Here is an 11,609-nt window from a genome sequence, read left to right as displayed (position 1 = left end):
GCCGCCAGCGTTCAATCTGAGCCATGATCAAACTCTTCAATTAAATATATCGAATTATGAATCGTCGTTGTCGACACTCTTAACGAGTGCCCACACAGATTGTCTTGTCTAAATTGTTAAAGAACATTGCGACTTCGTCGCAATTCACTAGAAGCCGTTGCTTTCTAGTGGCTCACCCTGTTCGAGTGAGGTGCGCATTTTACATCGTTTAAACTTGATGTCAACCGTGTTTTTTAAACTTTTTATTTCTCAAAAAACCGTGTTAGCGCGTTGTTTTAAGTTTGCTTGTAGCCCCCTCAAAACGTGGAGCGCATTATAAATAGCTGGACTTAAAGATCAACAGTTATCTGCTGTTTATTTGCATTTAGTTTGAATTTAGTGGTTAACAGCCTATTTTTACAGCATATGCACTCTTTCCATTGATCTTTAGACTACTTTTTTCACATTCTGTTGTTCAATTTGTTACAAATGAGTAAACTACGAACAGCCTCCAATACGATAATAAACACTAGATAAGGTAGGTATATGAAAGTTGGCTTTATTCAATGCACTATAATAAGTGCAGTTTTTGCAATAGCAGGTTATTTGTTGTTTTCTTCTGCTAATTTAAATACTCATGTTCCACTTACTGTTTCAGCCTCGCTGTTACTAGGGGGGATACTTACACCTTGGCTCGCTTCTCTTCTTAATACATCGTCAGCGAAAGTTTCTTCAACTAACAGCGATAATGTAGCTAACGCAATTACGGCTACATTATATGTAGGCAATTTGCCCTACCGTGCTAATGAAGCTGCGGTAAAGGATTATTTTGCTAGTTTTACGGAAGTTCAGTCTGTACGACTAATGAAGGATAGGAAAACGGGAAAGCGCAAAGGTTATGGCTTCATAGAAGTGATGACAGATGATATCGATGCAGTTATCGCGAAAACGAACGACTCACTCTTTCAAGAACGAACCCTAAAGGTTCGACCGGCAAAAGACAAAGTTGAACACGAGTAATAAAAAAACCTGGGCTTGCCCAGGTTTTTTATATCTATTATCACAGCTAGCTATCTTATACTTCACTACCTTCCTGCTGAGGCATATTGTCGAGCAACCTACGGTTAAATGAGTGAAAGCGATTAATTGCAGAGACCAAATCAGGAACCTGAACATCTTTCATTTCGTTAATAAGGCCAGAGATAAGCGTATTATAGTCACTGCTAGATGCTAGCGTATTTTGCGCGTTCTCTAACGTCGCCATCATTTTCTCTACATACTGAGAAACAGGACTTACTACGTTTCCATACTGATTTTCTACTTCTGCATCTTCACTATAGTGCTTAATATTCTCATAGGTTTTCATCACTTCTGCCTGAGTAGTGCGATTTAACTGTAATGCGTAACCCACCAATTCTTTATCGTCAAAACCAAGATCGAGTGCTTGCTCAAACGCTGTATCCAGATCGCCACTATAGAAAGTATCAGCAAGATCCTGTGCTTGGCCTACAACATTGGCTATAGCTTCTAATTCGTCTTCATCCAACTCACCCTGTAGCGAAAAGCTAATGCCAGTTTTTTCATAGAATTGGTAAATAGATGTCTGGCTTGGATAAGTTTGATTATTCTCATTTTGCGTATCAGTGTTTACCTGGGAACCATCACTTTGTTCAGTTAGACTCATTTGCCGAACCGTATCAAAACGTAAGGTAACCTCATCGCCGTCTTTGGTTTTTATGTGCAAATGGCCTGTTCTCTCATCTGAAGCCGATAATACACTTAGTTCACTTGCTCCTATTGGGGTATTTTTGCCAAAAATATCTGCTTGTAATTTATTAATACCCGTGTCAATAAGATCACGACTTTTATCCATTCCCTCAGCTATTTCATCATTCATAAAGCTAGCGAGTTCTTTTTCTGCCATAGCAAAACCTTTGCTGACGCCCTCACGGGCCTGCGCAACCAGCCCTGACAATTTATCGTCTGGCGCCCCGCTATCAGCAGCCCCCTTAATCACGCCACCGACAAAACGCAATACGTTTTTAGCCACCTCTTCAAAGTCGAACAGGCTCGCTTCTTTTTTGTCTTCTGTTTCAGATGCTGCTGTACTTTCTTGTGGTCGCTTCCCATCCACAACTACATTTTGGCTTAACGAACCACTAAAAACCTTCAAACCAATAGATGTCTGTGAACTGCTCATAGTTACTGTTGCCGCCTGCTGCTTTGAAAATTCAGCGGCTTGCTGTAATCCGTCGCTCTGCAACTGCTTCTTGATGGCTTCATTTGGGTGAACCGACGCCTTTTGATCCACTTTCTGGTCGCCCATGAAAGCTTTAATTTGACTCATGTTCATAATTTGATCCTCACTATCCTCATAGGCGTTATCGGCAGCAAAATGAAATTGTTTAATTTTAATACAACATTTTATTGTATTACTGCTTTTCGCATTGCACATATAATGAAAGTGTCTACAATTCGCCACCTTTGTAAAAGCTTCATCACTACAACGAAAACCGGAGAGCACTATGACGGCGCCGACACAACAAGATTATCAAAGCCAACTAGATGAGAAGGTAGCTAGGTTAACCAGCCTACTAGCGCCGTTCAACGCACCTGCGCTTTCCGTATACCATTCACAGCCGGTTCATTACCGTATGCGCGCAGAATTTCGCGTGTGGCATGACGGCGAAGACCTCTACCACATCATGTTTAATCAAAGCACGAAAGAAAAATATCGCGTAGATGTATTTCCGCCAGCATGTGAAGCAATAAACAGAGCCATGAAATTGGTGATGGAAAACTTACGCAACAATCAAGTTCTGCGTAAAAAGCTCTTTCAAATTGACTATTTATCCGCCATGTCTGAAGAAATTGTTATTAGCTTGCTGTATCACAAGCAGCTTGACGATACTTGGGCACAAGAAGCGGAGCAATTGAAGGCCCTTTTATCTCCTTACTTTAACGCGGTAAATATTATTGGTCGTGCGCGCAAGCAAAAGCGCATTATTGGGCACGACTATGTAATTGAACGCTTGCCAGTACGCAAAAAAGAATACGTGTTTAAGCACATCGAAAACAGCTTTACCCAACCTAACGCACTCGTCAACTGTCGTATGATTGAGTGGACGATGGATTGTTGTGCCGCATTAGAAGGAGATTTGCTGGAAATGTATTGTGGAGCGGGCAATTTCTCCATACCGCTAGCTGAAACGTTTAATCAGGTAGTAGGTACTGAAATAGCGAAGCCATCGGTACAGGCCGCTCAATATAATATCAAAGCTAACAATTTGACTAACGTGAACATCGTCAGGCTTGCGGCGGAAGAGTTCACTCAGGCCATGCGAAAAGAAAGGACATTCAGCCGACTAGAAGGCGTTGACCTTGATAGTTTCAATTTTTCGACGGTGTTAGTAGACCCACCGCGTGCAGGCCTTGATATAGATTCATTAAAAATGATTCAAGACTATGAGCACATCCTTTATATTTCATGTAACCCCGAAACCCTGGCGGATAATTTAACGTTACTTTGTGAAACACACGCTGTGACTCAAGCTGCGTTGTTTGATCAATTCCCTTTCACGCATCACATAGAAGCTGGCGTTTTATTGAGCCGAAAAAGTTAAACTAAAACACAACATCTCATCATCAATCAGAAAAGAATTTGGCGGCCGCCCCTAGTTGCACAAAACGCAATTGCATTTTCACCCGGTCGCCAATCTCTGCCCGCAATTCTGCATCTGCTTCCAATGCTTCTGCACCGGCACTAAACACTAATCTTACCATTGCATCTGCTTGAACAACCGCTATGCGATACTCCACATTTTGCTGTTCAATAATGTAGTCGGTTAACTCTTCAATAAAATGCTGAATTTCCCGAAGCACCGCCAGACGGTACGCCGTGGATGTCCCCGTATGTTCGCGCAATAACAAGCGAAATACATTTTTATTAGCGGTAATAAATTCCATAAAGGTTTCAACCGACGTATGGATAACACTGCCACCAGAGGCAATACGTCGTCGAGCTTGACGCATCAACTGACGCAACGCCAGCCCGGCTTCATCAACCAAAGTTAACCCTAGTTCATCCATATCTTTAAAATGTCGATAGAAAGAGGTAGGCGCTATACCTGCTTCACGGGCAACTTCACGCAGACTTATCGCCGATAAGCTACGGTTTTCGTCTAACAAAGAAAACGCAGCGTGAATAATGTTTTGGCGAGTTTTAAGTTTTTGTTCTTGACGGCTCACAATAGTACCACTTAGTTTCGTAGCATAAGTTTAACGTATCTTGCTATTGTATTTGAGATAATTTTTGCTTTACTACAATCCAAAGCACGTTTCCTAACTCCTTCTTGCCCTTCGAATTTGTATGATAAATCACCTGACAATGGCTTTTCTGAAACATTAAAGTTTACAGCTGTAAGCATAACTTATCAGTGTTTTACTTGCCTGATGGGGAATAAAACGATAAATTAGCGAACACTTGTAAGCTGAGTTGTATAAAATGAAAAAACCACCTCTTATCCTAACGAATGTATTGGTATTTATAATTACCGGTTCCATTGCATTCATTGGCGTGCCTTTATGGGTAGCGCATCAGGGAATCGATTGGGCAGAAATTGGTACTGCTATTTTCTTGTTCTATTTTACCGGAATGTCGATTACAGCGGGTTATCACCGTTTGTGGTCGCATAAAACATACGACGCCAACATTGTTGTTCGTGTTGTTCTTGCTATAGGCGGCGCCATGGCGTTGCAAAATAGTATTTTGCACTGGTCGTCAGATCATAGAGTTCATCATCGCCATGTAGATGACAATGATAGCGACCCCTACTCTGCTAAAAGAGGCCTATGGTTTGCTCATATAGGTTGGATGCTACGGGAATACCAAGCTAATCGTTACCACGACTATCAAAACTGTAAAGACTTACAGAAAGATAAGGTAGTTATGTGGCAGCACAATTATTACCTCCCCATTGTGTTAGTAGCGAACTTTGGTATCACCGGTCTACTAGGCTGGCTAAATGGCGATATATTAGGAATGATATTAGTAGCAGGGGTATTGCGACTGGTACTTGTACATCACGTTACCTTCTTTATAAACTCGTTAGCCCATTTTTGGGGTAAACAGCCTTATACCGATGTAAATAGTGCAAGAGACAATGGCATACTGGCGTTTTTTACCTTTGGCGAGGGCTATCATAATTACCACCATATTTTTGAATACGATTATCGCAATGGTATTCGTTGGTATCAGTTTGATCCCACAAAGTGGTTGATTAAAGGGTTATCTTATATTGGTTTGACGCGGAATCTTCGCAAGGTGCCAGAAGAACGGATCGAAAAGGCACGTGTAGCAATGCAATTGCAAAGGGCCAGTGAAAAAGCGTCATCTCTTCCTAATGCTGATGAAGTTATGTCGACCATTCACGCTGAATACGACTTGCTGGTACAAAAAATGTCTGACTATTACGCTACCAAGAAGCGTTTAATGCGCATTAAGCAGAAGACCTTACAGCGTAGTATTGAAGGCTTAGAATTAACCTATAAGTACAAGGAATTGAAGCAGGCACTAGCGCTGCAAAAAGAGAAGTGGATGCAACTGCAACATTTATCTTTTCATCCTGCGTAGATAAACATTGCTTCGTTTTTCGAAGGCTTGATAAAAACCCACATGAGTATTGCTTATGTGGGTTCTTATTTATTTATGTATTGCGACTAGAGTTGAAATTACAAACCGAGTAACTTAGTACACAATATATAGATTGTAGAATAGTTAGTTACCCGAATTTCAAAATAGGATGCAGTTATGGCGGCGAAGCAAAAAGACAAACCCACCCCTTCTTCTTATCACTACGATGCAATAGTTATTGGCACTGGACCCGGTGGTGAAGGTGTAGCTATGCAGTTAGCCAAAGCAGGGAAAAAAGTGGCCGTGGTGGAGCGCTACGAAGCTGTCGGCGGTGGGTGTACACATTGGGGCACCATTCCATCAAAAGCGCTTAGACACTCTGTTAGCCGATTAATTGAGTACAATAACTCTCCACTTTTTGCCGATAACCACGTTAGCCGCAGTTTAACCTTCTCGGAAATTATGCGCCACGCAAGCGGTGTTGTTGAAAGCCAAACCCGTTTACGCTCTTCTTTTTATGATCGTAATCGAGTTACCTTGTTTCACGGAGAAGCCAGTTTTATCGATGCACATACACTGCAAATCACTAGAAAAGATGGCTCTGCAGATATTGTAACCGCTGCACAAATAGCCATTGCTACCGGCTCCCGCCCTTACTGTCCGAAAGATATCGATTTTAACCATCCTCGGATTTATAACTCCGACACTATCTTATCGTTAGATCACGACCCCAAATCTATCATTATTTACGGCGCTGGTGTTATTGGATCTGAGTATGCGAGTATATTTAGAGGCCTTGGTGTTAAGGTTGACTTGGTAAACATGCGCGACAGACTACTGTCGTTTCTGGATACCGAAATTTCCGATGCCTTAAGCTACCACCTTTGGAACAACGGCGTACTTATTCGCCATAATGAAGTTTATAAATCGGTAGAGGCCACAGAAGATTCGGTGATCCTAAACCTTGAATCGGGTAAACGAATGCGCGCTGACTGCTTGTTGTTTGCCAACGGCAGAACCGGCAATACCGACACCCTGGGGTTAGAAAATATAGGGCTTAAGGCCGATGGACGTGGGCAGCTGAAGGTTAACGAAAACTACCAAAGCGACGTTGAAAACGTTTATGCTGTGGGAGACGTTATTGGTTATCCAAGTCTTGCCTCAGCTGCATATAACCAAGGTCGATTTGCCGCGGAAGCCATGTTAAACAAAGCCACACACGCTGAACTTGTTGCTGATATTCCAACGGGTATCTACACTATTCCCGAAATAAGTTCGGTAGGAAAGACTGAACAAGAACTCACTGCAGCAAAAGTGCCTTACGAAGTAGGTAGAGCACAGTTTAAGCACCTTGCACGCGCACAGATTGCATCAACGCAGGTAGGGAGTTTGAAAATTCTTTTTCATCGCGAAACGAAAGCAATATTAGGAATTCACTGCTTTGGCGAGCGAGCCTCAGAAATTGTTCACATCGGGCAAGCCATTATGCAGCAAACGGGTTCAGCCAATACCATAGACTACTTTGTCAATACCACGTTCAACTACCCCACTATGGCAGAGGCCTATCGGGTGGCTGCAATAAACGGACTGAACAGGATATTTTGACCTTAAAAACGAAAAAAGCCGGCAACAAATGCCGGCTTTTGTACTAATAGACGTTGCTTACACTTAATTGCGATTTGCAGCTAGTGTATTTTGGGCATTCAATGCTTCTCTATGAGCAACTACATCGATGTGCATATTCTCTTGGTCGAAGGTCATTGTTGCAATGGCATAATCACCGCGGCTTTCACTTGCTATATTAACTAAATTAGCTTGAGAGTCGCGAAACTGCATGTTGCTACTGATCTTATCAGCCATACATTGATTATTAATCTCAAAGCTTTGTGCATCCATACAATCAAATAATTGATTGCTTTGAGTTTCAGCATGCGCAACGCCAAAAGCGGACAACAAGGCTATTCCCAGAACTACTTTACGCATGGTTTTCTCCTGTGATACAACGAAAGGTGTTAGATGTAAATATAATGTATATAGCGCCTTTCGTCAATCTCAATCAGAGGAATATTACATTAAGATGACAGTTTTTTATTTTTTACAAATTTAATTACAATGCAAAAGGACAACCTAGCTACATTAATCAATGAGGCAAAACACTGCTCATTCTGTAGTGAGTTTTTACCTCAACCACCCAGACCCGTTTTTTCTGCGGGATACAGTAAACTCGTGCTTATAGGGCAAGCGCCCGGGCAACAAGCACACAACAACAGTAAACCGTTCAGCGATCAAAGTGGCGTTCGGTTACGTCGCTGGCTTAAGATCGATGAAGCCACCTTTTATAACCCAGACAAGTTGACCATTATGCCAATGGGGTTTTGCTTTCCGGGGTATAAAAACGGGGCCGATGCACCACCGCGCAAAGAGTGCGCGCCAAAGTGGCACCATCAATTTCTGTCGATAATAAAACCACAGGCCATCATCTTAGTGGGTAGGTATGCGCAAAAGTACTATCTTCCACAGTTTAAGTCACTTAGCGAAGCGATGACACAATGCGATTTTTCAGAGGGTTTGATCCCTTTACCTCATCCTTCAGGCAGAAATAATCGTTGGCTCGCTAAACATCCGTGGTTTGAATCAGAGTATTTACCCAAGGCTGCTGCCTATATAAAGCGCAGCCTTTAGGTCTAACTATTCGGTTGTACTATGGTCGTGTAAGTAAGACATTAAAGCCTCGAAAGGCATGGGTTTCGCGTACAGATAGCCCTGCGCTTCGACGCAGCCTAACTTTATCATGTAACTGGCCTGTTCACGCTTTTCAACACCTTCGGCAATAGTAAGCAAGCCAAGCTTGTTGCCTAAGGTGACAATAGTCTCTGCCAATACCGCACTCTTACCAGGCTGAATGTCTTTTACAAATGAACGATCAACTTTCAGCCTGTCTAGCGGAAGCTTTTGCAAATAACTCATTGAGGAAAAGCCCGTACCAAAATCATCTATCGCAATACCTACGCCATACTCTTTTAACGTGGTAAGTGCATCAATTACAATTTGTGGCTCATCCATCACTACGCTCTCAGTAATCTCTAGCTCAAGTAAACTAGGATCGCAATCTGAGGCGATGAGGGCGTTCTTTACTTTTTCGACAAAGTGTCTATCTCTAAACTGGGGGATTGAAATATTCACTGCTACACGCAGGTTATCGTAACCGGCTTCTTTTAACTCTTTAAGCTTCCGACACGACTCTTCAAGTACCCATTGACCAATATCCACAATAAGCCCTGAATACTCTGCCAATGGTATAAATACCGCAGGGGAAATATAACCGCCCTCGCCGTCAGGCCAGCGCAATAACCCTTCCATTCCCACCACTTTTTCACTGACTAAGTCTACCTGGGGCTGATACCACAGTTGCAATTTTCTATTGATAAAGTCGCTTCTCAACTGGCGTATCATATCTAGACGCCATGTGGTTTGGCTTTCAATGCTTTTTGCGTAGTATTCGTGATTATCGCTAAGGTTCTTTTTCGCTCTATTTAGCGCAATATTCGCCCGTTTCAAAACATTGATACCTACGCCTTGCTGGTTCTCTAGTCGACAGAGGCCGATGGTAACGTTTATCGGCAGGGTGTGGTCGCTTACTTTAAACGAAGACTCGAACACGTCGCTAATAGAGGTAGGGTTAACCTCCTCAGAGGGCCCTATTAAACCAAACACGTCTGCACCGATGCGACCAATTCTTACTTTATTAGTGAATGTATCTTGAAACCGCTGGGTGATTGCTAATAGCAATTCGTTGCCTGCTTCTTGGCCTAACCCATCATTTACATCGGAAAAGTGATTTACATCTACAAGTGCTACTGAATAATTATCGCCTGCAAACAGGTGGGGTTTGTCCAACATATTGATGAACTCGTTACGATTAGGTAATCGAGTGAGCCAATCGCGAAATGCCGCATTTCTAAGTTCATGAAATAAGTTAACGTTTTCATAGCCTACCGAAATACTCGATAGAAAAACCTCTAACAAGTTCTTATCTATATTGCTAACCGCACTGGCCATATGCACATAAACGGCAGCTTCAAAACCGGCTCGATTAATATACAACACAGATGACTGAGGCTCGATGATATGTTGCTTTAAGCGCAAACAACGGTTGATTTGCTCTACAATTTCATCATCGCGTATATGTTCAATGGGCTCATTGATAAGGCTTGCGTATTCGCCTGCCGCGCCGAGTACATAAATGCCATTATCGTCTTTATCTAATACTGCACCTGCACGGGCGCACAACAACCCTTCCGCATCTAAGCCAATTAATGAACTTATTTGGGTGACGACTCCTTCACAAAACCCTTTAACCGAATGTTCTTCAAACAGGTTAGATGAGGAGGAAATTATCTTCTCAAGCCCGATACGATTTTGATTTATCGTCATAATTTGTTGATATGAACGTAGCGATGAAATAACCGTGGTTAACAGCTTTCCCCGGGTTAACTCTGTTTTCGTTTTATAGTCGTTAATATCATAAAGCTTGATGACTTCTTCTTCGGGGGCGTAGCCGGGTTGTCCGGTGCGTAAAATGATACGGGGTTCGGCTAACCTCATGCTTTCTCTAATGTAGCGAACCACATCAAAACCTGCGTAGTCGGTTTCCATAACCACATCAAGAAGGATAATGGCAATACCTTTGCCGTATTCGTGCAGTAATTGCTGTGCTTGTTCGCCAGAATAGGCATGCAGAAAGTTTAGTTTTCGTTCATTCACCACAAGGTCGGCAAGTGCTAGACGAGTAACGGTATGAATTTCTTCATCGTCATCGACAATTAAGATATTCCATTCTTTGTAGATTGTAGTATCGATTGCGTTGTCATTATCATCTTCTAAGAAGACTAACTCGTCGTTATCGTAATCCGTTGCCGACATAACTGCTTATACCCTTATTACCCATTTACTCTGCTGATACCTTGCAAAGTGCTGCTTAAACCATACTATTGATTAATGAAGTCGCGAATGCAATAGTATTTATCCTTTGGTAGTACATTACTCTGCTTTGAGTATATAACTTATGAAAATCACTCCTGATCCGTACGTGCCCCCCACTAATCAGCCGCAAAAAATAAATGAAAGCGACCCGGTTAAACAAAGCAAAGCACAGGATAACACTGAGAATAAAACCGCCGCGGCGACGCATCAGCAAAAAATACTGTCGTGGTTTTCTCGGGTGGGGATTTCCCCCTCAATGTCTTCGCCTGACCCTCAGCGAGAGAAGCAAGCGCTGGCGCGAAGAAAACAGATTTTAGAGTTGCAAAAAGCATCTAACCTCAAAGCAGTGTTAAATATAGCACTAAATGTGTCAATCACCGAATCGGACGGCGATAATGTAGACCCCGATTGGTTTTTTGCTTTTAGTTCGTTAGCGGAAGAAATTTACAGCCCAGCAATGCAGGAACTATGGGGTAAAATTTTTGCAGTTGAAATAAGCAGACCCGGTAGTTTTTCGCTCAGAAGTTTGCAACTATTAAAGTCGCTAACCCACCGCGATGCTAAGGTGTTTGCAAAAGCAGTGAGCATTGCCAGTCGTCGAAACAACGATAAAGTCCCCCGCATATTAGTGGGCTTTCATCGCCGAAAGGGGCTATTTTCCTTTCTTCGTCGGCCAGTACCGGAACAAATTAATCTTGCCTCAGTGGGGCTTTCATATCCAGATCTTTTGGCCCTTCAAGATATGAAATTAATATATGCCAGTGAGATTGAAAGCGGAGAATATACTGAGGGGCAACAATCGAGTTGGCGCTGTGGCAATGAAAATTTGCAATTAGAGAGTAAAACCACCGGCGTAGCTTTGGTTTATTATAAGTTTACCGCCGTAGGTAGTGAGCTTTATAAGCTAGTTTCCCGGCATGAAAACCAGGCTTACACCAAGTTGCTAAAAAGCGTACTTAGCGAAGCCTTTATCATCAAGTGATCACGCCGCTACGGTGTACCGGCTATTTAAGCC

The 11,609-nt window shown here is 42.5% G+C and carries 10 protein-coding genes; 6 read left to right on the top strand and 4 right to left on the bottom strand.

The features are described from left to right. Positions 1-525: 525 nt before the first annotated feature. The gene (locus GTH32_RS15535; protein WP_163087432.1) at positions 526-999 is read left to right on the top strand and encodes an RNA recognition motif domain-containing protein; all 474 of its coding nucleotides are present in this window, start codon (positions 526-528) and stop codon (positions 997-999) included. 55 nt (positions 1,000-1,054) lie between these two features. Here the strand turns inward: GTH32_RS15535 and GTH32_RS15530 are convergent, their stop codons facing one another. After that, positions 1,055-2,326: a DUF5610 domain-containing protein gene (locus GTH32_RS15530; RefSeq protein WP_246223286.1), complete on the bottom strand. Its 1,272-nt coding sequence runs from the start codon at positions 2,324-2,326 to the stop codon at positions 1,055-1,057. 178 nt (positions 2,327-2,504) lie between these two features. On the opposite strand from GTH32_RS15530, the gene trmA reads away from it, so the two are divergent. Next, the gene (gene trmA, locus GTH32_RS15525; RefSeq protein ID WP_163087428.1) at positions 2,505-3,602 is read left to right on the top strand and encodes a tRNA (uridine(54)-C5)-methyltransferase TrmA; all 1,098 of its coding nucleotides are present in this window, start codon (positions 2,505-2,507) and stop codon (positions 3,600-3,602) included. Between the two features lie 22 nt (positions 3,603-3,624). Here the strand turns inward: trmA and fabR are convergent, their stop codons facing one another. Next, complete coding sequence (fabR, locus tag GTH32_RS15520; RefSeq protein ID WP_163087426.1) at positions 3,625-4,227, bottom strand: HTH-type transcriptional repressor FabR; 603 nt, start codon at positions 4,225-4,227, stop codon at positions 3,625-3,627. A gap of 256 nt (positions 4,228-4,483) precedes the next feature. Here fabR and GTH32_RS15515 point away from each other — a divergent pair, with 256 nt between their 5' ends. Together GTH32_RS15515 and sthA are read left to right on the top strand one after the other, a co-directional pair. Further along, positions 4,484-5,611, top strand: a complete 1,128-nt coding sequence (locus tag GTH32_RS15515) for an acyl-CoA desaturase (protein ID WP_163087424.1) — start codon at positions 4,484-4,486, stop codon at positions 5,609-5,611. A gap of 177 nt (positions 5,612-5,788) precedes the next feature. Further along, entirely contained in the window at positions 5,789-7,216 is a 1,428-nt protein-coding gene (sthA, locus tag GTH32_RS15510) for a Si-specific NAD(P)(+) transhydrogenase (protein WP_163087422.1), read from the top strand. A gap of 63 nt (positions 7,217-7,279) precedes the next feature. Here sthA and GTH32_RS15505 read toward each other — a convergent pair whose 3' ends face one another. Further along, complete coding sequence (locus tag GTH32_RS15505; protein ID WP_163087420.1) at positions 7,280-7,594, bottom strand: pyridine nucleotide transhydrogenase; 315 nt, start codon at positions 7,592-7,594, stop codon at positions 7,280-7,282. 243 nt (positions 7,595-7,837) lie between these two features. Between GTH32_RS15505 and GTH32_RS15500 the strand changes: the two genes are divergently transcribed. Next, entirely contained in the window at positions 7,838-8,293 is a 456-nt protein-coding gene (locus tag GTH32_RS15500) for a uracil-DNA glycosylase family protein (RefSeq protein WP_343033448.1), read from the top strand. Positions 8,294-8,299: 6 nt separating this feature from the next. Here the strand turns inward: GTH32_RS15500 and GTH32_RS15495 are convergent, their stop codons facing one another. After that, on the bottom strand, positions 8,300-10,534 hold the full coding sequence (locus tag GTH32_RS15495; protein WP_163087416.1) for a two-component system response regulator: 2,235 nt from the start codon (positions 10,532-10,534) through the stop codon (positions 8,300-8,302). Between the two features lie 142 nt (positions 10,535-10,676). Here GTH32_RS15495 and GTH32_RS15490 point away from each other — a divergent pair, with 142 nt between their 5' ends. After that, a complete protein-coding gene (locus GTH32_RS15490) occupies positions 10,677-11,576 on the top strand; it encodes a TIGR03899 family protein (protein WP_163087414.1) in 900 nt (299 codons plus the stop codon). Positions 11,577-11,609 lie beyond the last annotated feature (33 nt).

Source organism: Alteromonas profundi (assembly GCF_010500865.1).
Lineage (GTDB): Bacteria > Pseudomonadota > Gammaproteobacteria > Enterobacterales > Alteromonadaceae > Alteromonas > Alteromonas profundi.
Note: the sequence above shows the minus strand (reverse complement) of the source record. Positions and strands in the feature narration are given on the sequence as shown.

Bases quoted from the DNA above. Each gene is read 5' to 3' on its own strand.
- GTH32_RS15495 (WP_163087416.1), bottom strand. From the start codon at position 10,534: ATGTCGGCAACGGATTACGATAACGACGAGTTAGTCTTCTTAGAAGAT.
- sthA (WP_163087422.1), top strand. From the start codon at position 5,789: ATGGCGGCGAAGCAAAAAGACAAACCCACCCCTTCTTCTTATCACTAC.
- GTH32_RS15515 (WP_163087424.1), top strand. From the start codon at position 4,484: ATGAAAAAACCACCTCTTATCCTAACGAATGTATTGGTATTTATAATT.
- GTH32_RS15490 (WP_163087414.1), top strand. From the start codon at position 10,677: ATGAAAATCACTCCTGATCCGTACGTGCCCCCCACTAATCAGCCGCAA.
- GTH32_RS15530 (WP_246223286.1), bottom strand. From the start codon at position 2,326: ATGAGTCAAATTAAAGCTTTCATGGGCGACCAGAAAGTGGATCAAAAG.
- GTH32_RS15505 (WP_163087420.1), bottom strand. From the start codon at position 7,594: ATGCGTAAAGTAGTTCTGGGAATAGCCTTGTTGTCCGCTTTTGGCGTT.
- trmA (WP_163087428.1), top strand. From the start codon at position 2,505: ATGACGGCGCCGACACAACAAGATTATCAAAGCCAACTAGATGAGAAG.
- GTH32_RS15535 (WP_163087432.1), top strand. From the start codon at position 526: ATGAAAGTTGGCTTTATTCAATGCACTATAATAAGTGCAGTTTTTGCA.